Below are 26,579 nucleotides of genomic sequence, written 5' to 3' on the forward strand. Positions count from 1 at the left end.
ATGGAAACAAAAACAATGTCGTTCCGTGACACCATTATCCTTGCTATGTCTGAGGAAATGCGTCGCGATGAAAATGTGTTCCTGATGGGAGAAGACGTCGGTGTCTTCGGAGGAGACTTCGGAACTTCTGTTGGAATGCTTGAAGAATTTGGTCCAGAACGCGTCCGTGACTGTCCGATTTCTGAAGCTGCCATTTCGGGAGCAGCAGCAGGAGCAGCCATGACAGGACTCCGTCCAATCGTCGATATGACCTTCATGGATTTCTCGGTTATTGCCATGGACAACATCGTCAACCAAGCCGCTAAAACACGTTATATGTTTGGTGGTAAGGGTCAGGTTCCAATGACTGTTCGATGTGCAGCTGGTAACGGAGTTGGTTCTGCAGCCCAGCACTCTCAGTCTCTAGAGTCTTGGTTCACTCACATTCCTGGACTTAAGGTTGTAGCTCCAGGTACACCTGCGGATATGAAAGGACTGCTTAAGTCTTCTATCCGTGATAACAACCCTGTTATCATTCTTGAATACAAATCAGAATTTAACCAAAAAGGGGAAGTGCCAGTTGATCCAGACTACACAATCCCACTTGGAGTTGGCGAAATCAAACGCGAAGGAACGGATGTAACAGTCGTTACTTACGGTAAAATGCTTCGTCGTGTGGTTCAAGCCGCTGAAGAATTAGCTGAAGAAGGCATTTCAGTTGAAATTGTGGACCCACGTACCCTAGTTCCGCTTGATAAGGATATCATCATTAACTCAGTGAAGAAGACTGGTAAGGTTGTGCTTGTCAACGACGCCCACAAAACAAGTGGCTATATCGGAGAGATTTCAGCTATTATTTCAGAGTCAGAAGCGTTTGACTATCTAGATGCACCAATCCGCCGTTGCGCAGGAGAAGATGTGCCAATGCCTTACGCGCAAAACCTAGAAAATGCAATGATACCAACAGTTGAAAGCATTAAAGATGCCATCCGTAAAACTTATAACAAAGAATAGAATTGCATAAGTTAAATTATGTAAAAGTCTAGAGATTTTTAACTTTAATAACTTGAGATATGTTTTGTATCTAAGTTGTTTGTAAAGTTGCGACAGTTTTTGACGAATCGATAATATTCGACAAAAAACTTAGTAAGTCTACTAGGTTGACCGCCTAATAGCGGCAACCGTAGCAACTTGAGATACGTGTTGTACCCAAGTTGCTTGTAGAGTTGAATTCGGACGGAGGACTGCGAAAAAAAGATAGATTTTCTTGTGTTCATGGAACACAGCGTCAATCTCCTATTTTTTCATTGTCCTCTGCGTCCTTAATATCTTATATTCGAACACGGGCTAAAGTCTGCCTGAAAAAGATAAACTTTCCTAGAAACTGAAGTTTCTTTGTCAAGTTTCCTATTTTCGCTTTGACTTTTTACGCCCTTAGTATCATGTAATTGAATTCGGACGGAGGTCTGCGAAAAAAAGATAGATTTCTTTGTGTTTATCGAACACATCGTCAATTTCCTATTTTTTCATTGCCCTCTGCGTCCTTAATATCTTATATTCGAACACGGGCTAAAGTCTGCCTGAAAAAGATAAACTTTCCTAGAAACTAAAGTTTCTTCGTCAAGTTTCCTATTTTCACTTTGACTTTTAACGCCCTTAGTATCATAATTAGAATTGGAGAGGTCATGGCTGATGACAAGCTAAGAGCGACTCCTGCGGCTAGAAAGTTAGCGGATGATCTAGGGATCAACCTCTACGATGTTTCTGGCTCAGGTGCAAACGGTCGTGTCCACAAAGAAGACGTGGAAACTTATAAAGACACAAATGTGGTTCGCATTTCGCCACTTGCAAAACGAATTGCCCTCGAACATAACATTGCTTGGCAGGAAATTCAAGGAACTGGTCATCGTGGTAAGATAATGAAGAAGGATGTTTTGGCCTTGCTTCCTGAAAATATCGAAAACGACACCATCAAGTCTCCTGCTCAAATCGAAAAAGAGGAAGAAGTGCCTGATAATGTCACTCCTTATGGTGAGATTGAGCGTATTCCAATGACACCAATGCGTAAGGTTATCGCGCAACGTATGGTTGAATCTTACCTAACTGCGCCAACTTTCACACTCAACTATGAAGTTGATATGACTGAAATGCTGGCTCTTCGTAAGAAGGTTCTTGAGCCAATTATGGAAGCAACTGGTAAGAAGACTACTGTAACAGACCTTCTTTCACTCGCTGTTGTGAAAACATTGATGAAACATCCTTACATCAACGCTTCATTGACAGAAGATGGCAAGACCATTATCACTCACAACTATGTCAACCTTGCGATGGCAGTTGGTATGGATAACGGATTGATGACACCTGTTGTCTATAATGCTGAAAAAATGAGCTTGTCAGAGTTGGTTGTAGCCTTTAAGAATGTGATTGGTCGTACCTTAGATGGTAAATTGGCTCCAAGTGAATTGCAAAATTCAACATTTACAATCAGTAACTTGGGTATGTTTGGTGTTCAGTCCTTTGGGCCAATTATCAACCAACCAAACTCAGCTATTCTCGGAGTTAGCTCAACAGTTGAGAAACCTGTCGTTGTTAATGGCGAAATTGTTATCCGGCCAATTATGAGTCTGGGCTTGACCATTGACCACCGTGTTGTTGACGGAATGGCTGGAGCTAAGTTTATGAAGGATTTGAAGGCTTTGATTGAAGATCCAATTTCGATGTTGGTATAAGATTTTATTTTCTTTGCTATTCTCAAAAGCAAAGAAGCGCTCAGCAAGTGAAAAACGAAATTAGAAAAGGAAATAAAGATGGCTTTAGAAGTAATTATGCCAAAAGCCGGCGTAGATATGACCGAAGGGCAAATTGTCCAATGGAATAAGAAAGTCGGCGAATTTGTCAAAGAAGGGGAAATCCTTCTGGAAATCATGACTGACAAGGTCAGCATGGAATTGGAAGCTGAGGAAGACGGCTACCTGATTGCCATTCTCAAAGGTGACGGAGAAACTGTTCCAGTAACGGAAGTCATTGGTTATTTAGGAGAAGAAGGCGAAAACATTCCAACAGCTGGAACAGCAGCGCCAGAAGCTAGCCCAGCGCCTACAGTTAGTGCCTCAAACGACGATGGCAAGAGCGATGATGCCTTTGATATCGTTGTGATTGGCGGCGGTCCTGCTGGTTATGTCTCAGCCATCAAAGCCGCTCAGTTAGGCGGTAAGATTGCCTTGGTTGAGAAGTCTGAGCTCGGTGGGACCTGCCTGAACCGTGGCTGTATCCCTACTAAGACTTACCTGCACAATGCTGAAATCATTGAAAACCTTGGTCACGCTGCTAACCGCGGTATCATTATCGAAAATCCAAGCTTCTCAGTAGACATGGACAAGGTCCTTGAAACTAAAAACAAGGTCGTAAATACCCTTGTTGGCGGTGTTGCTGGCCTTCTTCGCAGCTATGGCGTAGATGTTCATAAAGGAATTGGTACCATTACTAAAGACAAGAATGTTCTTGTAAACGGCAGCGAGCTGCTAGAAACGAAGAAGATTATCCTTGCTGGTGGTTCAAAAGTCAGCAAGATCAATGTTCCTGGTATGGAGTCATCTCTTGTTATGACCAGCGATGATATTCTGGAAATGAACGAAGTGCCTGAAAATCTGGTAATTATCGGTGGTGGTGTTGTCGGTATTGAGCTTGGACAAGCCTTCATGACATTTGGATCAAAAGTCACTGTTATCGAAATGATGGACCGTATTGTACCTGCTATGGATGCGGAAGTTTCTAAAAACCTTCGCCTCATTCTGGAGCGCAAGGGCATGACAATTCTAACTGAAACTAAGTTGGAAGAAATCATCGAAGAAAACGGAAAACTCCGTATCAAGGTTGAAGGAAAAGAAGATATTCTAGCAGATAAGGCCCTGCTTTCTATCGGACGCGTGCCAGACCTAGAAGGCATCGGTGAGGTCGAGTTCGAATTGGATCGCGGCCGCATTAAGGTCAATGAGTATATGGAGACTTCTGTTCCGGGTATTTACGCGCCAGGAGATATCAATGGTACTAAGATGCTGGCTCATGCAGCCTTCCGTATGGGTGAAGTTGCTGCTGAAAATGCTCTGAAAGGTAATCACCATGTTGCTAAACTCAATCTGACGCCTGCAGCTATCTACACCCTGCCAGAAGTAGCAGCAGTTGGTTTGACAGAAGAGCAAGCTCGTGAAAAATACGATGTAGCGATTGGTAAGTTCAACTTTGCTGCTAATGGCCGTGCCATTGCTTCGGATGCAGCTCAAGGCTTCGTTAAAGTCATTGCTGACAAGAAGTACGGTGAAGTGCTCGGTGTTCATATCATCGGTCCTGCAGCTGCAGAATTGATCAATGAAGCATCAACCATCATCGAAATGGAAATCACCGTAGAAGAAATGCTTAAGACTATTCACGGTCACCCAACCTTCTCAGAAGTTATGTACGAAGCATTTGCTGATGTACTGGGATTGGCAGTTCACTCACCTAAGAAAAAATAATTTAAAAGATAGATTAGACTGGGCATAAATCATTGTTCCAGTCTCTATCGTATAAAGAGGAAGCTTATGAAATACATTGTTAACTACTCAAATGACACAGCTTTTAATATTGCTCTGGAAGAATATGCTTTCAAACACCTCTTAAATGAGGATGAAATTTTCCTGCTCTGGATTAACAAACCTTCTATCATCGTGGGGCGTCACCAAAATACCATCGAAGAAATCAACCGTGATTATGTTCGTGAGCATGGCATTGAAGTTGTGCGTCGTATCAGTGGAGGCGGAGCTGTTTATCACGATTTAAACAACCTAAATTACACCATTATCTCTAAGGAAAGCGAAGATCGTGCCTTTGACTTCAAGAGCTTCTCTACACCAGTTATCAATACCTTGGCAGAGCTTGGAGTAAAAGCTGAATTCACTGGCCGTAATGACCTGGAGATTGACGGAAAGAAGTTCTGTGGTAATGCGCAGGCATATATCAATGGCCGTATCATGCACCACGGTTGCCTGCTCTTTGATGTTGATTTGTCTGTCTTGGCAAATGCACTTAAAGTCTCTAAAGACAAATTCGAATCAAAAGGAGTTAAATCCGTCCGTGCACGCGTGACAAATATTGTCAATGAATTGCCAGAAAAGATTACTGTCGAAGAATTCCGCGACCTGCTTCTGGACTATATGAAGAAAGAATATCCAGAAATGACAGAATATGTCTTCTCTGAGAAAGAATTGGAAGAAATCAAGAAAATCAGAGATAGCAAATTTGGAACTTGGGACTGGAACTATGGTAAATCGCCTGAATATAATGTGCGTCGAGGCACCAAGTTTACCAGCGGTAAGGTAGAAATCTTTGCCAATGTTGTTGAATCCAAGATTCAGGATATTAAAATCTATGGAGACTTCTTTGGTATTGAAGACGTAGCAGCAGTAGAAGATGTGTTACGTGGTGTTAAATACGAACGAGAAGATGTCCTTGAAGCTCTTGAAACGATTGATATCAGCCGCTACTTCGCTGGAATCAGCAGACAAGAAATTGCCGAAGCTATTGTCGGTTAAAATATGACATAAAGAAAACCAAGCTCTCGAAGAGTTTGGTTTTTCTACCACTTACTTAGGAAATCTTACCACTTACCGAAAAGGGGTAGATTTGCTATTGTCCATTTGTTAGGATAAGGGTGCAAAGGGGAAAATACATCTTAAGGAGGATATCATGAAACCATCATTTTTGAAAAACGCTGTGGCGTTAGTAAGCTGTGCCTTGCTCGCTTTTAGAGCGGCGCAAGTCCAAGCTGATGAGCAAAAGTTGCCGTCAGGCACGCCTTACGACCAAATCGGTCAGAAGATTGAAAATTACTACCAAAAACACGAAAAAACAGCCAGTCTGCTCCCTTTGCTTGGTCGCTCTGGCAACACCTGACTTGTGGGCTTATTTTGTCTACCATGCTGCTACTTTTCTTCTTTATCCAAAGCGTCCTAAAACTTAGTAGCTCACAAAGCGACCGTGTTTGGTTTTCTATGGGCTTTGTGGCAATAGGTGCTAGCCTTCTGATTAGCTTGATTGCCCCATTTTTCATGCGCGTCAAATTCCAAGTGAGCAAGAGTAAAAAGGTCTTGACCTACTTAACCAGCAGCGCTTCGCTTATTACAATACTCAATCTCCTCTACTGGTTTCTTTATCAGTGGTGGACGCTCTATTAAAAGAAAGGAAAACGATGACTCATTCTCAAAAAATCGAAACGATGATCCGAAATGGCTCCGACCAGCTCTACACCATCTGCTACCCCAATCCCGACAAGGAAACGATTATCTTGCTACACGGTGGACCGGGAGCACCTGACGACTTTCTTTGGTTTGCGCCAGAGTTTGAAGAAAACTTCCAAATCATCACCTTTCACCAGCGGGGAACCAGAAAATCTCCCTGCCTGAGCGGTGATTATAGCATAGAAGCCCATATAGCAGACATTAACACAATCGCCAACCAATTCGGACTAGAAAAATTTCACCTTTTTGGACATTCCTGGGGCGGTCTGTACGCGCAAATCTACGCCAATAAAAATCCCGACCGCCTCCTTAGTCTCTTGCTTTCCTCGTCAGGAACAGGGACAGGCTCCCAGTGGCAAGAAATGGAAAAGGAGATGATGCGCTACAATCGAAAACACTGCACTTTTCTTGAGTGGACGAAAATGGGGCTCAACACTCTGCTTGGCGGTCTCGGTAGTTCCAAGGCTTCGCAGGCTCTCTTTCGCCAAGTAGTCCGTAATTACAATGCCGACTATCCAGCCTTTCATGATGTGAAACTAGACATGAGCAATGTTTCAGTCCAGGCAAGCAATCAAACGAGAAAGGAAATCACTGCCTACCCTCTCTTGCCCCGCCTAGAACATCCTCCTTTTCCTATCACCGTGACCTTTGGTGACAATGATATTTTTGGCGCCAGTGGACATTTTGTCATCAGCCGCTACCCTAGCGCCCAAGTCTTTACGATTAAAAACAGCGGCCACTTCCCATTTCTTCATAATCCGCAGGATTACTTTGCTATCTTGCACCAGCATTTTCAACCTTAGCATGAACCTCTAAAGTTTTCCAACTTTAGAGGTTTTCACTTATCTGCAACTTATCCCTCTTTTTCGGGCTCTTTGTCAACTGTAATGGGTTGATGAAAAGTTATAATCTGGAGAGGACTAAATCAGCCCTCTCTTTTTTGATGTTCAAAGCGATGAGGATTCTAGTTTTAAAATTGTCAAAGTTCCGAAAGCGTTTCGCTCGATGACTTTGATGAGGTTGTTAGTAGTTTCTAGTTTTGCGTTTGAGTAGGGCAGTTCCAGTGCGTTTAGGATCTGATCCTTGTTTTTCAAGAAGGTCTTAAAAACAGTTTGAAAAATAGGATTTACATAAGAAATGGTATCTTCAATGAGTCCAAAGAAATGCTCAGTTTTTTTCTCTTGAAAATGAAAAAGCAGGAGTTGGTAGAGTTTATAGTGTTCTCAGAGTTCTTGAGAGCAAGAGAGAAGTTTTTCTAGAATCTCTCCGCTGGTCAAGTGCATGCGAAAAGTTGGACGATAAAAACGTTTATGGCTGAGTTTACGGCTATCCTGTTGAATGAGTTTCCAGTAGCGTTTGAGTGCCCTATAAGAGAACATCAAGGCTTACGATCTGATGAAGAGTAAGACGGTTTACTTTATCGGAAAACTATTCACGGACAATCCTCAGCCAGGCGATGAAATTAGCTTCGAAGGATTGAATGGGGAGACAGCAGAAGGCTCCTACGAAGCGGTCAAATGTTTCCTAACTAGAGAAAGCGCTGAAAAGTACAACACCAAAAATCGACCAGTCACAGCAGCAAACCTAGAACATCTCAAGCACTTCTGGAGCAAACCACTGATTGTCGAGCCACATCGGAACTATTGGATTGGATTTTTATAAGAAAAAGAGCGAAGCATCAAAACTAGATTTTTCGCTCTTTTGTTGTTATGGCTGTCTCTATTGTTACATATTTTAAATTATGTAATATTATAATTTATCCAAAGCATTCTTTTGTTCGTCGTTGACAATGTGGGTGTAGAGGTCTGTTACCTGAGTGCTAGCATGTCCTAGCTGATGACTGACGAGAACTTGAGATTTGGTTGCATCGTATAAACGTGTAGCAAGTGTGTGGCGGAGTTTGTGAGGCGTCACTCGCACCTTGAAGTCCTCAGAATACTTAGCCACCATTTTTTCGACACTGGAAGCATCGATTCGATTAGGAGTGCCACGGTATTCAGTCAAAAAGAAGGCTGTATCAGTCTTTTCGGCCTTATATCGCTTACTCCGAATGCTCAGATACTCTTCTAAATAAGGCTTTGCAAAGGCAGCAACGTTGACAGAGTCTCTTTTCCCACCTTTTCTTGTCACTTCAATGACCATCATCTTTAGATTAATGTCTTTCAGATCTAGATTGACCGCTTCAGACAGACGAATACCAGAGGCTAGCAGTAAGGCAATAATGGCTAAATCTCGTTCTTTGTTCTTGTTAAAAGAAGACAGAGCACGATTAGAAAGCTTCTTAGGATACTCTGTATCGATATACTGGAGAAATTCTTCCGTCTCATCACCTAAAAAGAGCTTCTGCTTAATATTCTCTGCACGAGCAGCCAGAGTTTCCTTTTTCTTCTTAGTAGCAACCTTTTTCATCACATTTCGATAGAAGTAGGGCTCACCCTGCTCGTTTTCCACTTCCTCAGTCAAATATTTGTAGAGGCTGGACAAAGCTGAAAGAGTCCGGTTTATAGTTGTCTGAGAAACACCGTTTTGGGTTGTATTGGCATTGAGCAGAGGACGTTCACGTAGGTAAAGAATAAAGGATTCCATGTCTTTTTTGGTCATGTGCTCCAGAACGTCTAAGGGGATCTCGGCCATGGTGTCAGCATCCGATATTCCAGATTCCAAAACCCAGGTAAAAAATCGATCGTATTCCTTTAAGTATTCGTACAAGGTTGTAAAACTGTATGGAACAGCCAGTTTTGATTGATAGTATTCCAAAACGTACCAGGGCATGGCTTGTTTGAGTTTATCAATCCGTTCTAATAAGATCTCGCGTTTCATGTTTTTCTCCAAATCTTTCTATACTAGTAGTATAGCATATCTAGATATATTTTTCAAGAAAATTATAGTTTTTCGGAAAGATGTAAGAGGGCATATATAGTCCACTTTATTACAAAAACAGATAATAAAAACAAGGCAGAATTGAGAAACTACATTCTGTCTTGTTTTAGCAAAACTTATTCTTCTAATTTGATTTTTTGGAAATAATCCAGTTGCCATTTTTGTGTTGCCTGAGCTGTTTTATTTAAATTGCTGCACCAGGACGGATAAAGCCGCATAGCCATCTTTCCTTTAAAATTCTTTGTAGAAAGAATTTTTTTACTGATAGCCACCTCTTTGGGAATGATAAATAAACCGCAATGACAGCTGTCTATCACGACAATAAGCAGTTCATCACCCAAGTCCTCATCTGTATAAGGGATATTCTTGTTGTTTTGGTCTTTTTTCCAAAAGACTGTAAAGTAGCCTTCTTTTTTAGGTGTTTTCTTTGCCAAACGGCATCTTTTATATTCTTGATCATCCTTTGGCTTAATCAAAATGCTTTCATAGTCTTCATTCCATTTTTCATTTATCAGATCAAAGTCACCGTAATATCTATGAAGAATGTCGATCATTTTCATTGTTTTATTGTCTTTCTTAATCTAAATTTTTTCCTCACAGATAATTCTTGAGTATTGCTTGCAAATATTTTACTTAATTAAAATTATGTAAAATATTACAGAAATAAAAACTCTTTAATTAAATCAATCACCTGTTCGTTCTGCGGCAGGGAGGAATGATGAGCATCTTTCCCTACGATGACTACTTCTCTGTGTGAAGCAATCTTTCCTTTATAAATCAAGCTCCCAGCCTCTACACTGCTTTTATGGACAATTCCGTCACCGTCTCGGAAAAAGATTCCCATAATTGACAAATGTTGCAACTTCTTAGGTAGATTTTCTTGGTTAGATATGAAGTCATCTAACATCTCAACTCGATGATTGATGTTTTTCTTATTCAGATTATAAGGACTACCAATAGTCAGGAGTTTTTCCATCTCTAACCCAGAATGGTTGGCCAGGTATTGCTGCAGAAATACTGTAAAAACTAGACCACCGTTAGAATGCCCTAGCGCCTTAAAACTGTTAAAAGAATACTTCTCTCTTAAGACTATTAAAGCAGTGTCAAACATTGCCGCCTGCTGCTTGATATTTTCATATCCATCACGATTATTTTGAAAGCCAACTACAAAGATTGGCTGTTTGTCTTTTTTACGTAAATGACCTCGGTAAGTCATGTGTCCATCATTCCAGACTTTGATACGAACAAGGCTATGATGTGAATGCAGATTGCGGTTGAGCTTTTTAACCATTCGATTAAAGGGATTTTCCGTTGCAGAACTACCCGGAATCATGATGATCGGGCTGATTTTTACCTTGCTGGTTGGCAGATGATCTATGTCTTTTTTAGGAAATTTATCGAAAAAATTGTTCAAGATGGCTAAAAAATTTTTTAAGAATTTTTGGAGTATTTTTGTAAGACTATTTTTCATATTTTTATTGGCTATATTTTCTTATTTAGGAGCTTGTTTTTGCTCTTCTTTTTGAGAATTAACGATATACTGGTTCACTAGGGAAACAACTTCGTCATTGGTGGGGAGGTCAGAATGCTGAGCATCTTCTCCTGTAACGGTGATCTCCGTATAGCTTTTAGCTTGATTTTGGTAGATGTATTTACCGGCAGAGACGCTGGCATCTGGTACTAATTCGTCTGAATCATAAGTAATGGTTCCGGCAACTGAGTGCATAATCAAAGTGGACGGGATATTTTTTTTATTCTTAATAAAATCAGCCAGCATTTCTGATTTGTTATTGATATTCGTTTCATTAAAGTTATAAGGCGTTCCTACAGTCATCAAAGTCTTTAAATCTACATCGTATTCATTGAGGTAATTTTCTATAAAAGCTGTATATATCAATCCACCATTAGAATGAGCGAAAGCTTTGAAATTGTTAAAACTATACTTGCTTTGCAGATCAGCAAAGGCTGCGTGAAACATCTTAGCTTGCTTTTTAATATTATTATAGCCATCAGCGTTGTTTTCAAATCCTACAACGATAACTGGTTCATTATCTTTTGACGAGATAGAGCCACTATACGTAATCCGTCCGTCATTCCAAACCTTTACCTTTAAAAGGCTGTGTTTGACTCCTTTTTTTGTCTGATTTAGCTTTTTAACTAAGCCATCAAAGCGGTTTTCAGTTGCGGAACTACCTGGAATCATGATGATGGGAGATAATTTTGAATTGTGAAATTTTTCAATAGCCTTGATGTTTTGTCTAGTCCAAGAGTATGAAGGAATGGCTAAGACCAAAATAAAGGCAAAGGCTAGGACTAAGCTGATTTTAATCTTTTTTGACATCTGCTCCTCCTCCTTCTTCTTTTAGTAAGTCTTCCTGGATTCTATTGTTGAGTTTCACAAAAGGAATATAGATCAGGACATCAATGATGAAGACAAGTATACCCAAAGCAAAAGCTCTTAAACTTCCTCCAGATCCGATAAATGCGTAAAGTACACTTGGTGTACCGTCAGGAACTGGATAAACAACTGGAGGCATGAGTTTCAAGGCTAGAGCCCCATAAGCAAAAAGCATATTAATCAAGGGGGTTAAAATAAATGGAATTAAATAAATCACATTCAGCATGATTGGAACCCCAACCATCATAGAGGCACCGTTATTGAAGAGAGCAGGAAACAAGCTCAGAAGGCTAACCTGCTTATTTCTTTGATTTTTAGCAACCAGTAAAATAGCGATGACCAAAGCCAACAGAGCCCCGACTCCAGCAAAACCGCCGAATCCTTGGTAGAGCGTTGTTTGAGTATAGGGATAGGGAATGTTAACGCTAGTCTTATTGGTCAGAACATAGTTTAAATTGCTTGTAGCAAATGGATCATCTGTAAATTGCTGATTTGCAAAAGACACGCTATTTCCGAACCAAGCAGATAAAGAAAGGAAGATAGCGTTTATAAAAGTTGCAATAAGATTGCTCTTACTGGTTACAAGAGAGCTAAAAAATTGATTGATGAATGTAAATAGATTGTAGTAATTAGCTAAAGCCAGGAGGAAATTTAAACATACAGCTAAGGCGAGAGAGTAGAAAATTGGTCGAATACTCTTTGGTTGGGAATTAAACTGTTCATCCACGATTTTCTCATCACTTTCTGAGGCAGTCCAGTCAAATATTTTCCCAACAAGATAACCAATAAAGATAGCAAAAATGAGATTCGTAGCCACTGGGAAATGAACCCTAGTTAGTGCGCCGTGATTAAGCGGTGCAGTGAAAAATTCTCTGGAATAGAGAATTAGATTGAAAAAGAATGCTGTGATTCCAGTAGTTCCAGTACTCTTACCATAAAAAGCTGCAGTATATTTTGCACTAAAATAAGCTGTTAAGAGTCCCACTGCTCCTCCTAAAAGAGAAGAAAAATTTGTTAGGAAAAGTCCAATGGTTTGAAAATGCGGAAGCCAAGAGGAAATGCTAAGGAGCATGTTGATGTAGCCTGTCGAAGAGAATACAGAATCTCCAATAATTCGTGTAATGGATCCAAGGATAATGAAGGGAAATAAAGAAACAAGAGTTTTCTGCCCTATTTGAACAATACCCATTCTACGAAAGCGAATGATATTATTAATGATATGATTTTTCATAAAATATGTTGCCTTTCATCCGAAAACAAAAGGCTAAGATAGAATTGACAATAAACATGAATCCCCTTAGCCTTAATATTATCGCTTTATTTCCGCTTCTTCTTATTCTTTTTCATTTGCTTAGCCATTTTGTTCATACTTCGACGCATCAGAAACTCTCCGGCCTTCCCTTTTAGGCCACCACCAAACATTTGGCTCATATCTGGCATACCAGCTCCTCCCAAAGCTGACATATCCGGCATGCCGCCTTGACCCATCATATCTTGAAGTGCTGACATATCTGGCATTGCACCGCCTCCTGGCATGTTTTTAGGCATATTGTTTGGATTGAGTCCCATTTGCTTCATCATCTTGCTCATGTCACCAGAGAGAACACCTTGCATCAATTGTTTAGACTGATTGAAATCTTTGATAAATTTATTGACGTCTACAAAGCTGTTTCCTGAGCCATTGGCAATTCGACGACGACGGCTAGGTGTCAATAAATCAGGATTTTCACGTTCTTCAGGTGTCATTGAAGATACAATGGCACGCTTGCGGGCAATTTCTCTTTCATCGACCTTAAAGTTTTTAAGAGCAGGGTTACTAGCCATACCAGGTAGCATTTTGATCAAATCTTCCATGGGACCCATGCCTTGCACTTGGTCTAATTGATCAATGAAATCATTGAAATCAAAGGTATTTTCCCGCATCTTTTCAGCCATTTCAAGCGATTTTTTCTCATCGTATTCTTGAGAGGCCTTTTCGATCAGAGTCAGCATGTCTCCCATGCCCAAAATCCGGCTGGACATGCGGTCTGGATGGAAGGTTTCGATATCAGTGATTTTTTCACCAGTACCAGTAAATTTAATAGGTTTACCAGTAATCTGACGGACAGATAGAGCTGCACCACCACGGGTATCACCATCAATCTTAGTCAGGATAACCCCAGTCACTTCCAGTTGGCTGTTAAATTCACGAGCGACATTAGCTGCTTCCTGACCAATCATGGCATCAACAACCAAGAGGATTTCATTGGGATTAGCCAGCGCTTTGACATCTGACAGCTCCTGCATGAGTTTTTCGTCAATCTGAAGGCGACCAGCCGTATCAATCAGGACATAGTCGTTGTGGTTGGCCTTGGCTTGCTCCAAACCTTGACGGACAATCTCAACAGCTGGAACTTCTGTACCCAAAGCAAAAACAGGTACATCAATTTGCTCTCCCAGTGTTTTTAGCTGATCAATAGCCGCTGGCCGGTAAATATCTGCCGCAATCATGAGCGGGCGAGCATTTTCTTCTTTCTTGAGCTTATTAGCAAGCTTTCCAGCAAAGGTAGTCTTACCAGCCCCTTGCAGACCAACCATCATGATAATAGTCGGAATCTTTGGTGATTTGATAATTTCAGCAGTATCAGAGCCCAGGATAGTTGTCAGCTCTTCGTCAACAATCTTGATAATCTGTTGAGCTGGATTGAGGGTGTCAATGACCTCATGGCCGACCGCGCGCTCACGGACTTTCTTGATAAAGTCTTTGACAACTGGCAAGGCAACGTCAGCTTCTAAAAGAGCCAGACGAATCTCTTTTGTAGCTTCCTGAACATCGCTCTCTGAGATCTTTCCTTTTCTGCGAAGATTTTTAAAGACGTTTTGCAGACGTTCTGTTAAACTTTCAAATGCCATTTTGTAATTCTCCTAGTTTCTATTTCAATCAATTTAGTGGAAATCGTCCATGACGACTTAAACATTGGTATTCTTTTGTAGAGAGTTCTTTCATAATCTCATTTGGATATCCCCAGCAACTGAATCCTAATTTCATCGCTTTAGAAAGATCGTCGGGGGAGATGATTTGCACTCTGGCAGGGAAAGGTTCTTCCGACTCCAATAACCAGCAAGACATTCCCTTATAGATAACTTGTCTTGCCATGATTAGTCTCTGTTATCAATGCTGGATAGAGTTGCAATTTGCTCTTGCAAGAAACCATCTTTAGGATACTTTTCAGCGATTTCCTCCAGGATTTGGCTCCTAACAATGTAGTCAGAATACATATGTAACTTCATTTCATAGTCTTCTAAAATTTTCTCTGTTCGTTTGATATTATCATAGACTGCCTGACGGCTGACACCAAATTCTTCAGCTATTTCAGCAAGACTATAATCATCCGCATAATATAGCTCAATATAATTCATTTGTTTATCTGTCAATAGAGCAGCATAAAATTCAAACAGAGCATTCATACGATTGGTTTTTTCGATTTCCATAAGAAATATTATACCAAAAAAGGCTGATAAACTCTAGTTACTCACAGTGGAAATGACTTTTCTTTCGCAAATGTTTTAAGGTAATTCAAATTCATCTTTTTCGGGTTTTAAAAACACCCTTGTATTTTTAAGGGTGTGACGTAATTATAATTATGTAAATTAGTTATTTTCTAAATAAAATTCAAAACGATCTCCGACATATTGACTTTTTACATACTCAAAGGCTGTCCCATCTTCAAAATAAGATACTTGAGTCAAGGCTAAAATGGCATGACCTCTCGGGATTCCAAGATAATGGGCGATTTTTTCCTTAGCCAAGCGGGCGTATATCGTTTGTTGAGATTTGCCAATCTTATAACCATGTTCTTGAAGAGTTTGAAAGAAATGACTGGTGATCTCTTCTTTGTTAAAATTTTTAATAAACTTTTCTGGTATTGAAGCTACTTCGTATACCACTGGTAGCTTATCAGCATAGCGAACCCGCTCCATTCGAATAATATTTTCAGTCTTGTTTATTCCTAGCTTTTCGACTTCTTGTTTGCTTGGTAGAGTTCGTCGATAGGAAATCAACTGACTGGAAGGTGTTTTACCCTGAGACTTCATAATCTCAGTAAAGCTGGTAGTGCCTCTCATTTTCTCCTGGACGCGCGTGCTGGCAACAAATGTTCCGCTCCCAACCCGTCGTTCCAGTACTCCTTCTTCTACAAGGAGTGTGATAGCTTGGCGAAGAGTCATACGACTAACTTGAAAAGTCTCAGCTAAGTCTCGCTCACTGGGTAATCTCTGTCCGATTTGCCAGACTTCTTCATCAATTTCCTTTTTGATTTGATCATGAATTTGTAAATAAGCAGGGAGCATAGTGATCTCCTTTTTGGATTTCCTTTTAAAAATATTGTATTATCAATCGAAATAAAAGTCAACATTTACTTCATGGCATTGGAAAAAGCCTCTCTTTTATGATAAAATAAGGAAAAATAAATTTCTTTTAGGGAAGGAAAAAGATGACTAAATCTGAATTGCAAGATGTCGAAAAAATTATCGTATTGGACTACGGCAGCCAATACAACCAGCTCATCTCTCGTCGGATTCGTGAAATTGGGGTTTTTTCTGAATTAAAGAGTAATAAAATTTCCGCTGCAGAGGTAAAAGAAATCAATCCTGTCGGAATTATTCTTTCTGGTGGACCAAACTCTGTTTATGAAGACGGTTCCTTTGATATTGATCCTGAAATTTTTGAGTTAGGTATTCCAATTTTAGGGATTTGCTATGGGATGCAACTTTTGACTCATAAATTAGGAGGTAAGGTTGTACCGGCTGGTGATGCTGGAAACCGCGAATACGGTCAGTCTAAATTGACTCGCACTGCTTCTCCTCTTTTTGAGAGTACACCTGAAGAACAGTTGGTTCTGATGAGCCATGGGGATGCGGTAACTGAAATTCCAGCTGACTTTGTACGCACTGGTACTTCTGCTGACTGTCCTTTTGCAGCTATTGAACATCCTGCTAAGAAAATTTATGGGATTCAATTCCACCCTGAAGTTCGCCATTCTGAGTTTGGCTATGATATCCTTCGCAACTTTGCTCTAAATATCTGTGGAGCCAAAGGCGACTGGTCAATGGATAATTTCATTGATATGCAGATTAAACAAATCCGTAAGACTGTTGGCGACAAACGTGTTCTTCTCGGCCTATCAGGTGGGGTTGATTCTTCTGTGGTCGGTGTTCTTTTGCAAAAAGCTATTGGCGACCAATTGATCTGTATCTTTGTTGATCACGGCCTTTTGCGTAAGGGTGAAGCTGATCAAGTTATGGAAATGTTGGGCGGAAAATTCGGACTAAATATCGTCAAAGCAGACGCAGCTAAACGTTTCCTTGATAAACTCGCAGGTGTTTCTGATCCAGAACAAAAACGCAAAATCATTGGGAATGAATTTGTCTATGTTTTTGACGATGAAGCCAGCAAACTGAAAGATGTAAAATTCTTGGCTCAAGGAACTCTTTATACCGATGTGATTGAGTCTGGTACTGATACCGCTCAGACTATTAAGTCTCACCACAACGTGGGTGGTCTGCCTGAAGATATGCAGTTTGAACTGATTGAACCGCTGAATACACTCTATAAGGATGAAGTTCGTGCTTTGGGTACTGAACTTGGTATGCCTGATGAAATCGTCTGGCGCCAGCCGTTCCCGGGACCGGGACTTGCTATTCGTGTCATGGGAGAAATCACTGAAGAAAAATTAGAAACTGTTCGTGAGTCTGATGCTATTCTTCGTGAAGAAATCGCTAAAGCTGGTCTTGACCGCGATATTTGGCAGTATTTTACTGTTAATACAGGTGTTCGTTCTGTTGGTGTTATGGGAGACGGACGTACATACGACTACACAATTGCTATTCGTGCTATCACTTCTATCGATGGCATGACAGCTGATTTCGCTAAAATTCCTTGGGAAGTCTTACAGAAAATTTCTGTACGTATTGTAAACGAGGTAGACCACGTCAACCGCATCGTCTATGATATCACAAGCAAACCACCTGCAACCGTTGAGTGGGAATAAAATTAGACTAAAAAGCGTAGGAAGTTTTCTTTCCTACGCTTTTAAATTGTTTCTTTTGTTTGTTTTCTACTCTAACCCACTCAGGTATTCATAGCGCTCGTATTTTTCCAGCAGTTTTTCGTTCTGCTCATCCAGTTCTTGCTGGAGTTGAGACAGACGAGTAAAGTCAGAGCCATTCTCCTGCATGGCCGCTTCAATCTCAGCAATTCGCCCCTCCAGCGCCTCGATATCGGCCTCGATAGTCTCCCACTCCTGCTTTTCAAAGTAGGTCATGCGCTTTTTCTCCTCACTCACTTTGGTCGATTTTTCCTTTTCGGTCTTTTGGGAAATAGCAGAGCTTTCTGCCAGAAAGGCTTTTTCATCCAGGTAATCCGTGTAATTGCCGAAAAACTCTCTGATACCCCCATCCTCAAAGGCCAAAATCTTGCTAGCTACCTTGTCTAGGAAATAACGGTCATGGCTGACTGTAATAACAGGCCCGGCAAAGCCTTGCAGAAAGTTTTCCAGTACCGTCAGAGTTGCAATATCCAAATCATTGGTCGGCTCGTCAAGAAGCAAGACATTTGGCTTTTCCAAAAGAAGCTTGAGCAGATAAAGGCGCTTTTTCTCTCCGCCAGAAAGCTTTTCGATTAAAGTTCCATGAGTAGATCGAGGAAAGAGAAACTGCTCCAAGAGTTCTGCAATGGAAGTCGTTCCACTGCCTATCTTGACCTCCTCGGCCACTTCTTGCAGGTAATTAATGACTCGCTTAGACTCATCTAATCCCTCAATCTGCTGAGAGAAATAGGCTACTCGGACTGTCTCTCCGATAATAAGCTGACCAGCCTGAGGCTCAAGTTTACCAGCAATCAGATTGAGCAAGGTTGACTTGCCGACACCGTTATCTCCGACAATCCCAATGCGGTCCTTGTTCTGGATCAAAAGACTAAATTGAGAGAGGATAGGTTTCTGGTCATATGCAAAGTCAACGTTTTGAAACTCAATGACTTTCTTACCAATACGGCTGGTTTCAAAGTTCATTTCTAGATTGCTGTTAGTCGTCTGACCGGACAAATCGTTCTTGAGGTCATGGAAACGATTGATACGAGCCTGTTGCTTGGTTGCTCGAGCCTGAGGCTGCCGCCGCATCCAAGAAAGCTCCTGCTTATATAACTGCTGTTTCTTATGGAGTAAGGCCGCATCCCGTTCATCCTGCTCTGCCTTGAGACGGACATAGTCTTGATAATTTCCCTGGTATTCAATCAAGCGACCGCCATCTAACTCAAAAATTCGTGTCGAAATATTATCCAAGAAATAGCGATCATGGGTGATGAAAAGGACGGTTTTCTTTGAATTTTTCAAGAAGTGTGTCAGCCATTCAATGGTATCAATATCTAGGTGGTTGGTCGGCTCGTCCAGTAAGAGCAAATCAGCATCGCCTAAGAGAACCTGGGCCAGCTGCACTCGGCGACGAAGGCCTCCTGATAACTGGCCAACCTTAAGTGACAGATTAGTCAGACCAAGCTTGGACAGCACTGTCTTGACCTGACTTTCGATTTCCCAAGCATGGAGCGAGTCCATCTCTGCCATAACCGCTTCTAGCCTAGACTGCTGACTTTCATCATAAGCCGTCAAGAGTAGCTCGTACTCTCGAATCAACTGCATTTCCCGTAAATTACTGGACAAAACAGTATCAAGCACCGTCTGCTCCTCATCAAAATCAGGCTCCTGAGTCAGATAAGCAATCTTATAGCCCGTCTTAGCAGAAAAAGGGCTGACATCGCCGTCAAAACCCGATTTGCCCGACAAGACATCTAGTAGCGTTGTCTTTCCTGTTCCATTGACACCAATCAGACCAATTCGGTCTAGGTCATGAATGATAAAGGAAATATCCCGAAAAACAGTCTTATCTCCTACTGATTTGGTTAGCTTGTCAACGATAAAATCGCTCATTTCTTCTCCTTGATATAGGTATAAATAGTCTCTAAGTCATTAGGTAAGTGGCCGTCTACAATAGCGCATTCCAACTCTTTTAGAATTTGACCAAGTTTTGGTCCTGGCTTGAAGCCAAAATCCTGCATCAGCATGCCACCATTGACCACCATTTCCTGCTTATTATGAATAGTTAGACTGGCAACAAGATTATTAATCGCAGAGAAGTCCACTGCCAAACCTTGCGCCTGACGAAGTTCTTCTGCTTGTAGCAATAAGTCTATATCGTAATCATAGCAGTCACGCTTGGTCAAGTCCCGTTCTGAGCGAATGGCCGCAATCTCAACCAAATCTTCTACTTTATTGGCAAATTCACGAGAGGTCTTCCAGTCTTTTAGAAAACCTTTGACATTTTGCACATCCAAAGCCAGTAAAAGTGCTGCCCAAGCCTGCTCGGACGCTGAAAAACGAAAATCTGAAGCCAACTCAAAAAGTCGTTCCAACTTAGCTCTACTTCCCTTCAAATCTGGCAAAAATTCTATTGCATTGCTTTTCAAGAGTGACTCTAATCCTTTGCGCCAATACGGAGCCAGTAAGAGTTTGTCAAACTCGATAAAAATGCGTTCAACTGAAATCTTTTCCAGCAGGGGAGCACAGTCCGTCATAGCTGATAAAGTATCTTGCTCTAAGTCAAAATTCAAGGTAGCCTGAAAGCGAAAGCCCCGCATGATGCGCAGAGCATCTTCATTAAAACGCTCAGCAGCCGTCCCAACAGCCCGCAAAATCCGATTTTCCAAGTCATCCAAGCCTTGGAAAAGATCAATAACCTGGCCGTTTTCATCCAAAGCTAGAGCATTAATGGTGAAATCGCGCCGCTTGAGATCTTCTTCCAAAGAGCGCACAAAAGAAACCTTGCTAGGTCTGCGGTAGTCCACATAGACATCCTCAGTCCGGAAAGTTGTCACTTCGTATTCACGGTTATTTTCCAAAACCAAGACGGTTCCATGCTCAATCCCCACATCAACCGTACGGTCAAAGATACGCTTGGTTTCCTCAGGATAGCTAGAGCTAGCGATATCCACATCGTGAATAGGTCTCTGCAAAAGGGCATCTCGAACAGAGCCCCCAACGAAATAAGCTTCAAAGCCAGCCGCTTTTATCTTCTCTAATACTGGCAAAGCCTCCTGAAATTCAGAAGGCAGAGTTTCTAATCTCATAGTAAATGTTCCAATCCATAGACTAATTCTGAACGTTTGACAACTTCTTTAATGGTCAGATTAACCCCTGTCATAAAGGAAGCTCGGTCATAGGAATCATGTCGCAGGGTCAATCCCTCTCCCTGGCTGCCAAAGATTACTTCTTGGTGAGCAACCAGACCAGGCAAGCGAACTGAATGAATACGCATGCCATCGAAATCAGCTCCGCGGGCGCCGGCTATAGACTCTTCCTCATCAGCAGCACCCTGCCGTTCGCTTGGTCTAACCTGACTAATGAGCTCAGCCGTCTTAATAGCTGTCCCACTCGGTGCATCTTTTTTCTGGTCATGATGCAGCTCGATAATTTCTACATTTGGGAAATACTTAGCTGCTTGAGCTGCGAACTGCATCAGCAAAACAGCCCCCAAGGCAAAGTTTGGAGCAATCAATCCACCTAACTTCTTTTCCTTAGACAGTGTGATTAACTCTTCCAACTGCTCAGGAGTAAAACCTGTCGTTCCAACCACTGGACAAAATCCCTGTTCTAGAGCGAAGCGTGTATTTTCATAAGCTACTTTAGGGGTCGTAAAATCAACCCAGACATGGGCTTTCAGCCCAGTCAATTCTTCCTTTGCGTTGAAAACAGGAACTCCTGCCACTTCTTTTTCGTCCGTAAAAGGATCCAGTAACCCAACTAATTCTAGTTCAGGATCTTCTGTCACCATTTTGTAGGCTGCTTGGCCCATTTTACCTTTGAAGCCTGCAATGATTACTTTAATTCCCATATGCATCTCCTTTTTTGCTAGTTATGACTATTAGTCAAAGAGAGGAATATAGCCTAATGCGATACTTCCTTCTCCAAGGTGTGTACCAATAACACTACCAAAAGTTGCTAGAGAAACCTCTGCACTAATGTTACTTTCTAGTAGAGATTGACGTAAGGTCTCTGCTTTGTCAACTGAGTTAGCATGAATAACGATAATTTCATATTTTCCTGACGAAGTCCGTTCCTCGACTAGTTCAATAAGTCGTTTAGTTGCCTTCTTCTCCGTCCGAATCTTTTCAAAAACTTCAATCACTCCATGATGATTAAAATATAGAATTGGCTTAATACTTAGTAGATTTCCTAGAATAGCAGCTCCGTTTGAAAGGCGACCACCTTTAACAAGATGATTCAGATCATCAACCATGATAAAGGCGCTAGTTCCGTCAATCTGAGCATTAATTCTTCTGAGGATTTCATTGAAATCTAGTCCTGCTTCTGCCCAGTTGAGCGCAGATTGAACCATAATTCCTAATGGGGCGCTGGTAATCTTAGAGTCTGGAAAAGCAATTTCCAACTGAGGAAATTCATCTTTTAAGAACTGAATGTTTTGATAAAAGCCAGAAATACCGCTAGAAAGGAAGAGTCCCAGAACGTGAGTATATCCGTTTCCCGCTAAAGTAGAAAGCAGATCTTCCAATTCAGCTATACTAGGCTGGCTTGTTTTGGGTAATTCAGCAGAGAGTGCCATTTTTTGATAGAATTCTTCTGCAGTCAGATTTTTCCCTTCAACGTATGTTTTCCCATCAATGAAAACTGGAATATCCAGAATAAATAGATTTTCCTTTTCTAAGACTTCCGATTTTAAGTAGGCTGAGGAATCTGTAATAACAGCTAGTTTCATTTAGAACTCCAAATTAATACCTGGTAAATCCAGGGCGATTTCTGTCACTTCATAAGTCAAGCGGTTAAGCATTGATAAGCAAGGCTTAGCTAATTGCTCTACTTCTTCTTGATCAAATTCACTTGGTTCGCCAATAATTCGACCTTGAATATGGTTAACTTGAGAAATCACTCCACTAATCACAAAGGCTTCAAAAACGATCATGTAATTCAAAATAACAACCAAAGAAGTTACTTGATTTTCTTGATCATGATTCAATAGTTGAAAATTGACATCGACTTTTGTTTCGGGTGTTCCGTTTTCTTTTTCCCATTCAAAATTACGTGCATCAAAGTGATATTGGCTGACGAATTCTTTTTCGCGTTGTAGTTCCATTGTTGTTCTCCTAAAAATTTGCGTTATGTAAATTATAGCATAATTTTCAATCACTGACTATAGTTTGCTTTTCTCTTACTCATTCTCTTTTTCTTCATAATGAATAAAATTATCTATGAAAAAGGACCTCCGAAGAAGTCCTTGATTAAACTTATTTTGATAAAGGTTTGCGTAAGAATCCGAAGATAATACCACTGACTACTGCACCAATCAAAACATATACTAGGTAAAGGATTGGGTTGTTTGTCAATCCAATTACGAAGATTCCTCCGTGAGGAGCCATGAGTTTGATTCCAGAAAGGCCTACAAGGGCACCTGTAAGGGCTGAACCTACGATAAAGCTTGGGATAGCGCGAGCTGGGTCGGCAGCACCAAATGGAATCGCACCTTCTGTGATGAAAGAAAGTCCCATGACAATGTTTGTAATACCAGAGTCACGCTCTTCTTGTGAAAATTTGTTCTTGTAAAGAATAGTTGCTACAAATACTGCTAAAGGAGGAACCATACCAGCTGCCATAACCGCAGCCATAACAGTTGAACCACCACTTGTCAATGAATCAGCTAAAGAAAGAGTACCTACAGTATATGCAGCCTTATTTACAGGACCACCCATATCAACAGCCATCATACCACCAACCAAGAGACCGAGTAAGACTGCTGAAGTACCTTGCAAACTTGTAAGGAAGGTATTAAGAGATGTATTAATCGCTGACATTGGAATATTAATTGCCAACATAGCAAATCCTGTAAGAGCAACACCTAACAAAGGAAGAAGAAGGATTGACTTCACACCTTCAAGCGAACGAGGAACCTTGATGTATTTTCTAAGTAAGAGCACGATACCACCGGCTAAGAAACCACCTACCAGGGCACCAAGGAAGCCTGATGATACTTGAGATTTAGCTAGAGCTTGTAAGATTTCTTGAACTTGTTCTGGAGTTTTATCTGCAAGATCTTTGTATACAGGAATATTTCCATAAGCAATACCTGCTTTAGCAATTGCACCTGCTACAAAACCAGCGACCAATCCAGGCTTTTCGGCAATGGAATAAGCGATATAAGCAGCTAATACGGGAACCATGAAGCCAAAGGCTGCTCCACCAATTTGATTGAAGAGAGCTGACAAACCATTATAATTCCCCAAGTGACCCAACTGGTCTTTAGGGACCCCTTGGTCAAGCAAGAATGAGATCGCTATCATAATCCCGCCACCGATAACGAATGGCAACATTTGGGAAACACCACTCATCAGGTGCTTATAGAATGCTGCTCCCAGACTAAGTTTTTCATTGTTTTCTTCTACTGCTCCACCATTAGTAGCCTTGTATACTTCAGCTTTTCCTGAAAGAGCCAAATTGATCAGTTCTTCTGTTTTGCGAATTCCATCAGCTACAGGACGTTTTATCAACGGTTTGCCGTCAAAGCGATCCATATCTACTGCCTTGTCAGCAGCAATAATAACAGCCTTAGCATTTTTAATATCCTCAGCTGTCAACTTATTTCCAACACCGCTGGCACCATTGGTTTCAACCTTGATGCCGACACCCATTTCAGCAGCAACTTTTTGCAAGGCCTCTTGTGCCATGTAGGTATGAGCAATTCCTGTTGTACAAGCAGTTACAGCTACAAGGAAGTCTCCACCTTTATTTGCAGGTTCAACGACAGCAACTTCTTCTGCTTTTTCTGAAGCTTGGTCAAAGAGCTCAATCACTTGATCAGGCGAAGTCACTTGGCGCAATTTATCCGCAAAGCCATCTTTCATCAGGTATTGAGACAATTCTGCCAAGGCTGCCAAGTGAGTATCATTAGCACCTTCTGGAGCAGCAATCATGAAGAATAGATCAGTTGGTTGTCCATCCAAGCTTTCGTAGTCAACACCCTTGTTTGACTTAGCAAAGAGAACTGTTGCTTCTTTTACAGCAGAATTCTTGCTATGAGGCATAGCAATTCCGTCACCAAGACCTGTAGAAGTCAAGGCTTCACGCGCCAAAATTCCTTCTTTAAAAGCTTCAAAGTCTGTTACATAGCCGTGATCAACCAAGCTTTTAATCATCTCTTCGATGACTGCTGTTTTTTCAGTTGCCTGCAAATCCAGCAACATGACATCTTTTCTCAATAGGTCTTGAATTTTCATCTTTTTTCTACCTCAACTTTTTCATATGTTTCTTTAATAAATTCAGCTGTTGCCAAGTCATCTGAGAAGGTAGTTGCCGTTCCGCAAGCAACCCCCCATTTAAATGCTTTCACTGCATCTTTTGATTTGACAAATTCGCCTGTAAATCCAGCTACCATAGAATCGCCAGCTCCGACAGAATTTTTGACATTCCGCTTGATAGGTTTTGCAAAGTATGCACCTTCTTGAGTCACCAACAAGGCACCGTCACCAGCCATAGAAATGATCACATGTTGTGCTCCTTTGTCTAAGATTTGACGAGCATATTTTTCGATTTCATCTAAACTTTCGAGTTTCACTCCAAAAATATCACCTAGTTCATGATTATTAGGTTTGACCAAAAGTGGCTCAAACTCCAAGGAATCAAGCAATGTTTGTCCTTCGAAGTCACAGACTACTTGCGCTCCTGTTTTCCTGGTTAATCCGATCAGGTCTTTGTAGATAGTATTTCCTAAATTTTTAGGACTACTTCCAGCAAAGACTACTGTATCATCAGAAGTTAGGGAAGCAAGAATACTCTTTAATTCCTCCAATTTCAGACTAGAAATGTCAGGACCAGGTCCGTTAATTTCTGTTTCGGCATCTGCCTTTATCTTGACATTGATGCGTGTATCATCCTCAACTTCTACGAAGTGACTGGAAATACCTTCTTCTTCAAGTGTATCTGTGATAAATTTGCCAGTAAAGCCACCGATAAAACCAGTTGCTTTGTTATCAATACCTAATCTTTTTAGAACACGACTGACATTGATACCTTTTCCACCAGCAAACTTGTCATCACTATCCATTCGATTGACACTTCCTATCAGGACCTTATCCAAACGGACAATATAGTCAATGGACGGGTTTAATGTTACAGTATAAATCATACTTCAATCACCTCCGTTTTTTCTTTAATTTTTTCCAGCAAGATGGACGAAATTTTATTAGTAATTATTTTTGCTTTAGCAAGAGGAGCCACTTTGATAAAGGATACTTGGTCCAGTTTTGACGAGTCTGATAAGACATAAGTTTGTTTTGCGTTTTCCATAATGGCTCGCTTAACAGCTCCTTCTTCCATATCTGGTGTTGTATAGAAACTATCATCAATTCCATTCATTCCAATAAAAGCTTTATCAAAATTCAGTTGACCAATTTGATTAAGAGCTATACCTCCTATACTGGCATCTGTAGATCTTTTCACTGTTCCACCGACAATAACTGTAGGGATATTTCGCTCAACAAGTTTTGATGCATGATGAATAGAATTGGTTACGATCGTGACTTTGTGGTTATGAATTGCTTGTATTAATAACTCATTTGTAGTACCAGCATCAATAAAGACTACATCATGATCCTGAATAAGGCTGGCAGCTTTTTCTGCAATCTTTTGCTTAAATTGAATGTTTTTGATAGATTTTTCTTGATTGCTTTCTTCTTCTTGTAAAAAATGAATGTTTTCTGCACCGCCATGAATCCGTCGTAGTTTCTGTTCGCTTTCTAATTCATCTAAATCGCGCCGAACGGTGGATTCTGAAGTTTTTAGAATATGAACTAAACGATCTAAGGAAACTGTTCGATGATCTTTTAACTGTTCTAAAATCACTTGTTTTCGTTCAGACTTTAGCATACTTCTCCCTCCTGAAACAGCTTACATTTATTATTATACACCAATATTTTCCAAAGTCAAACATTTTCTTTCATTTTCTATCACAGAAGA

General features: G+C 40.9%; 24 protein-coding genes and 2 pseudogenes. 8 read left to right on the top strand and 18 right to left on the bottom strand.

Features of this window, described 5'->3' with window-relative positions:
* From HMPREF3108_RS04885 to HMPREF3108_RS04910, 6 genes are all read left to right on the top strand, one after another.
* Positions 1 to 993, top strand: coding sequence for an alpha-ketoacid dehydrogenase subunit beta (locus tag HMPREF3108_RS04885; RefSeq protein ID WP_000448714.1), 993 nt, complete (start codon positions 1 to 3; stop codon positions 991 to 993).
* Positions 994 to 1,664: 671 nt separating this feature from the next.
* Positions 1,665 to 2,708 carry a dihydrolipoamide acetyltransferase gene (locus tag HMPREF3108_RS04890; protein WP_061595748.1) on the top strand — a complete coding sequence of 348 codons (1,044 nt, stop codon included), beginning with the start codon at positions 1,665 to 1,667 and terminating at the stop codon, positions 2,706 to 2,708.
* 78 nt (positions 2,709 to 2,786) lie between these two features.
* Positions 2,787 to 4,490, top strand: coding sequence for a dihydrolipoyl dehydrogenase (lpdA, locus tag HMPREF3108_RS04895; RefSeq protein ID WP_061595747.1), 1,704 nt, complete (start codon positions 2,787 to 2,789; stop codon positions 4,488 to 4,490).
* Between the two features lie 66 nt (positions 4,491 to 4,556).
* On the top strand, positions 4,557 to 5,546 hold the full coding sequence (locus HMPREF3108_RS04900) for a lipoate--protein ligase (RefSeq protein WP_070493525.1): 990 nt from the start codon (positions 4,557 to 4,559) through the stop codon (positions 5,544 to 5,546).
* A gap of 181 nt (positions 5,547 to 5,727) precedes the next feature.
* On the top strand, positions 5,728 to 5,907 hold the full coding sequence (locus HMPREF3108_RS04905; RefSeq protein ID WP_176744516.1) for a hypothetical protein: 180 nt from the start codon (positions 5,728 to 5,730) through the stop codon (positions 5,905 to 5,907).
* Between the two features lie 295 nt (positions 5,908 to 6,202).
* Complete coding sequence (locus HMPREF3108_RS04910) at positions 6,203 to 7,054, top strand: alpha/beta fold hydrolase (protein WP_070493531.1); 852 nt, start codon at positions 6,203 to 6,205, stop codon at positions 7,052 to 7,054.
* 100 nt (positions 7,055 to 7,154) lie between these two features.
* Here HMPREF3108_RS04910 and HMPREF3108_RS10475 read toward each other — a convergent pair.
* A pseudogene (locus HMPREF3108_RS10475) lies at positions 7,155 to 7,621 on the bottom strand (transposase); the annotation flags it as partial.
* Position 7,622: 1 nt separating this feature from the next.
* Between HMPREF3108_RS10475 and HMPREF3108_RS10660 the strand changes: the two are divergent.
* Positions 7,623 to 7,913, top strand: a pseudogene (locus HMPREF3108_RS10660) (hypothetical protein); the annotation flags it as partial.
* Positions 7,914 to 8,000: 87 nt separating this feature from the next.
* Here HMPREF3108_RS10660 and xerS read toward each other — a convergent pair.
* From xerS to HMPREF3108_RS04960, 9 genes are all read right to left on the bottom strand, one after another.
* Complete coding sequence (gene xerS, locus HMPREF3108_RS04920; RefSeq protein ID WP_070493534.1) at positions 8,001 to 9,071, bottom strand: tyrosine recombinase XerS; 1,071 nt, start codon at positions 9,069 to 9,071, stop codon at positions 8,001 to 8,003.
* Between the two features lie 176 nt (positions 9,072 to 9,247).
* Positions 9,248 to 9,691: a MepB family protein gene (locus HMPREF3108_RS04925; RefSeq protein ID WP_070493537.1), complete on the bottom strand. Its 444-nt coding sequence runs from the start codon at positions 9,689 to 9,691 to the stop codon at positions 9,248 to 9,250.
* Between the two features lie 95 nt (positions 9,692 to 9,786).
* Positions 9,787 to 10,602, bottom strand: coding sequence for an alpha/beta hydrolase (locus HMPREF3108_RS04930; RefSeq protein ID WP_070493540.1), 816 nt, complete (start codon positions 10,600 to 10,602; stop codon positions 9,787 to 9,789).
* Between the two features lie 21 nt (positions 10,603 to 10,623).
* Entirely contained in the window at positions 10,624 to 11,472 is an 849-nt protein-coding gene (locus HMPREF3108_RS04935) for an alpha/beta hydrolase (protein ID WP_070493543.1), read from the bottom strand.
* Entirely contained in the window at positions 11,456 to 12,760 is a 1,305-nt protein-coding gene (locus tag HMPREF3108_RS04940; RefSeq protein WP_070493546.1) for a PTS transporter subunit EIIC, read from the bottom strand. The genes HMPREF3108_RS04935 and HMPREF3108_RS04940 overlap by 17 nt, the downstream gene beginning before the upstream one ends.
* Positions 12,761 to 12,846: 86 nt before the next feature.
* A complete protein-coding gene (gene ffh, locus HMPREF3108_RS04945; protein WP_070493549.1) occupies positions 12,847 to 14,421 on the bottom strand; it encodes a signal recognition particle protein in 1,575 nt (524 codons plus the stop codon).
* A 28-nt stretch (positions 14,422 to 14,449) separates the two neighbouring features.
* A complete protein-coding gene (locus tag HMPREF3108_RS04950) occupies positions 14,450 to 14,665 on the bottom strand; it encodes a hypothetical protein (RefSeq protein ID WP_061583394.1) in 216 nt (71 codons plus the stop codon).
* A gap of 2 nt (positions 14,666 to 14,667) precedes the next feature.
* Entirely contained in the window at positions 14,668 to 15,000 is a 333-nt protein-coding gene (locus HMPREF3108_RS04955; RefSeq protein ID WP_061583395.1) for a putative DNA-binding protein, read from the bottom strand.
* A 159-nt stretch (positions 15,001 to 15,159) separates the two neighbouring features.
* Complete coding sequence (locus tag HMPREF3108_RS04960; protein WP_045634837.1) at positions 15,160 to 15,858, bottom strand: GntR family transcriptional regulator; 699 nt, start codon at positions 15,856 to 15,858, stop codon at positions 15,160 to 15,162.
* 143 nt (positions 15,859 to 16,001) lie between these two features.
* Here HMPREF3108_RS04960 and guaA point away from each other — a divergent pair, with 143 nt between their 5' ends.
* A complete protein-coding gene (guaA, locus tag HMPREF3108_RS04965) occupies positions 16,002 to 17,558 on the top strand; it encodes a glutamine-hydrolyzing GMP synthase (protein ID WP_070493552.1) in 1,557 nt (518 codons plus the stop codon).
* A gap of 66 nt (positions 17,559 to 17,624) precedes the next feature.
* Here the strand turns inward: guaA and HMPREF3108_RS04970 are convergent, their stop codons facing one another.
* The 8 genes from HMPREF3108_RS04970 to HMPREF3108_RS05005 form a co-directional block, all read right to left on the bottom strand.
* The gene (locus tag HMPREF3108_RS04970) at positions 17,625 to 19,490 is read right to left on the bottom strand and encodes an ABC-F family ATP-binding cassette domain-containing protein (protein ID WP_070493555.1); all 1,866 of its coding nucleotides are present in this window, start codon (positions 19,488 to 19,490) and stop codon (positions 17,625 to 17,627) included.
* Positions 19,487 to 20,686 carry a CCA tRNA nucleotidyltransferase gene (locus tag HMPREF3108_RS04975; protein ID WP_070493558.1) on the bottom strand — a complete coding sequence of 400 codons (1,200 nt, stop codon included), beginning with the start codon at positions 20,684 to 20,686 and terminating at the stop codon, positions 19,487 to 19,489. The genes HMPREF3108_RS04970 and HMPREF3108_RS04975 overlap by 4 nt, the downstream gene beginning before the upstream one ends.
* Positions 20,683 to 21,450, bottom strand: coding sequence for a 4-hydroxy-tetrahydrodipicolinate reductase (dapB, locus tag HMPREF3108_RS04980; protein WP_070493561.1), 768 nt, complete (start codon positions 21,448 to 21,450; stop codon positions 20,683 to 20,685). The genes HMPREF3108_RS04975 and dapB overlap by 4 nt, the downstream gene beginning before the upstream one ends.
* Before the next feature lie 30 nt (positions 21,451 to 21,480).
* The gene (locus tag HMPREF3108_RS04985) at positions 21,481 to 22,332 is read right to left on the bottom strand and encodes a DegV family protein (RefSeq protein ID WP_070493564.1); all 852 of its coding nucleotides are present in this window, start codon (positions 22,330 to 22,332) and stop codon (positions 21,481 to 21,483) included.
* Positions 22,333 to 22,707, bottom strand: coding sequence for a DUF1149 family protein (locus tag HMPREF3108_RS04990; RefSeq protein ID WP_008808694.1), 375 nt, complete (start codon positions 22,705 to 22,707; stop codon positions 22,333 to 22,335).
* 151 nt (positions 22,708 to 22,858) lie between these two features.
* On the bottom strand, positions 22,859 to 24,841 hold the full coding sequence (locus HMPREF3108_RS04995) for a PTS fructose transporter subunit IIABC (RefSeq protein ID WP_070493567.1): 1,983 nt from the start codon (positions 24,839 to 24,841) through the stop codon (positions 22,859 to 22,861).
* Positions 24,838 to 25,749: a 1-phosphofructokinase gene (gene pfkB, locus HMPREF3108_RS05000; protein ID WP_070493570.1), complete on the bottom strand. Its 912-nt coding sequence runs from the start codon at positions 25,747 to 25,749 to the stop codon at positions 24,838 to 24,840. Before pfkB ends, HMPREF3108_RS04995 begins: the two co-directional genes overlap by 4 nt.
* Entirely contained in the window at positions 25,746 to 26,489 is a 744-nt protein-coding gene (locus HMPREF3108_RS05005; protein WP_070493574.1) for a DeoR/GlpR family DNA-binding transcription regulator, read from the bottom strand. Before HMPREF3108_RS05005 ends, pfkB begins: the two co-directional genes overlap by 4 nt.
* Positions 26,490 to 26,579: the final 90 nt, after the last annotated feature.

The sequence above is a fragment of the Streptococcus sp. HMSC10A01 genome (genome assembly GCF_001807785.1).
Classification (GTDB): Bacteria; Bacillota; Bacilli; order Lactobacillales; family Streptococcaceae; genus Streptococcus; species Streptococcus gordonii.

Coding starts and splice junctions, on each gene's coding strand:
- HMPREF3108_RS04885 (WP_000448714.1), top strand. CDS start 1: ATGGAAACAAAAACAATGTCGTTCCGTGACACCATTATCCTTGCTATG.
- HMPREF3108_RS04890 (WP_061595748.1), top strand. CDS start 1,665: ATGGCTGATGACAAGCTAAGAGCGACTCCTGCGGCTAGAAAGTTAGCG.
- lpdA (WP_061595747.1), top strand. CDS start 2,787: ATGGCTTTAGAAGTAATTATGCCAAAAGCCGGCGTAGATATGACCGAA.
- HMPREF3108_RS04900 (WP_070493525.1), top strand. CDS start 4,557: ATGAAATACATTGTTAACTACTCAAATGACACAGCTTTTAATATTGCT.
- HMPREF3108_RS04910 (WP_070493531.1), top strand. CDS start 6,203: ATGACTCATTCTCAAAAAATCGAAACGATGATCCGAAATGGCTCCGAC.
- xerS (WP_070493534.1), bottom strand. CDS start 9,071: ATGAAACGCGAGATCTTATTAGAACGGATTGATAAACTCAAACAAGCC.
- HMPREF3108_RS04925 (WP_070493537.1), bottom strand. CDS start 9,691: ATGAAAATGATCGACATTCTTCATAGATATTACGGTGACTTTGATCTG.
- HMPREF3108_RS04930 (WP_070493540.1), bottom strand. CDS start 10,602: ATGAAAAATAGTCTTACAAAAATACTCCAAAAATTCTTAAAAAATTTT.
- HMPREF3108_RS04935 (WP_070493543.1), bottom strand. CDS start 11,472: ATGTCAAAAAAGATTAAAATCAGCTTAGTCCTAGCCTTTGCCTTTATT.
- HMPREF3108_RS04940 (WP_070493546.1), bottom strand. CDS start 12,760: ATGAAAAATCATATCATTAATAATATCATTCGCTTTCGTAGAATGGGT.
- ffh (WP_070493549.1), bottom strand. CDS start 14,421: ATGGCATTTGAAAGTTTAACAGAACGTCTGCAAAACGTCTTTAAAAAT.
- HMPREF3108_RS04950 (WP_061583394.1), bottom strand. CDS start 14,665: ATGGCAAGACAAGTTATCTATAAGGGAATGTCTTGCTGGTTATTGGAG.
- HMPREF3108_RS04955 (WP_061583395.1), bottom strand. CDS start 15,000: ATGGAAATCGAAAAAACCAATCGTATGAATGCTCTGTTTGAATTTTAT.
- HMPREF3108_RS04960 (WP_045634837.1), bottom strand. CDS start 15,858: ATGCTCCCTGCTTATTTACAAATTCATGATCAAATCAAAAAGGAAATT.
- guaA (WP_070493552.1), top strand. CDS start 16,002: ATGACTAAATCTGAATTGCAAGATGTCGAAAAAATTATCGTATTGGAC.
- HMPREF3108_RS04970 (WP_070493555.1), bottom strand. CDS start 19,490: ATGAGCGATTTTATCGTTGACAAGCTAACCAAATCAGTAGGAGATAAG.
- HMPREF3108_RS04975 (WP_070493558.1), bottom strand. CDS start 20,686: ATGAGATTAGAAACTCTGCCTTCTGAATTTCAGGAGGCTTTGCCAGTA.
- dapB (WP_070493561.1), bottom strand. CDS start 21,450: ATGGGAATTAAAGTAATCATTGCAGGCTTCAAAGGTAAAATGGGCCAA.
- HMPREF3108_RS04985 (WP_070493564.1), bottom strand. CDS start 22,332: ATGAAACTAGCTGTTATTACAGATTCCTCAGCCTACTTAAAATCGGAA.
- HMPREF3108_RS04990 (WP_008808694.1), bottom strand. CDS start 22,707: ATGGAACTACAACGCGAAAAAGAATTCGTCAGCCAATATCACTTTGAT.
- HMPREF3108_RS04995 (WP_070493567.1), bottom strand. CDS start 24,841: ATGAAAATTCAAGACCTATTGAGAAAAGATGTCATGTTGCTGGATTTG.
- pfkB (WP_070493570.1), bottom strand. CDS start 25,749: ATGATTTATACTGTAACATTAAACCCGTCCATTGACTATATTGTCCGT.
- HMPREF3108_RS05005 (WP_070493574.1), bottom strand. CDS start 26,489: ATGCTAAAGTCTGAACGAAAACAAGTGATTTTAGAACAGTTAAAAGAT.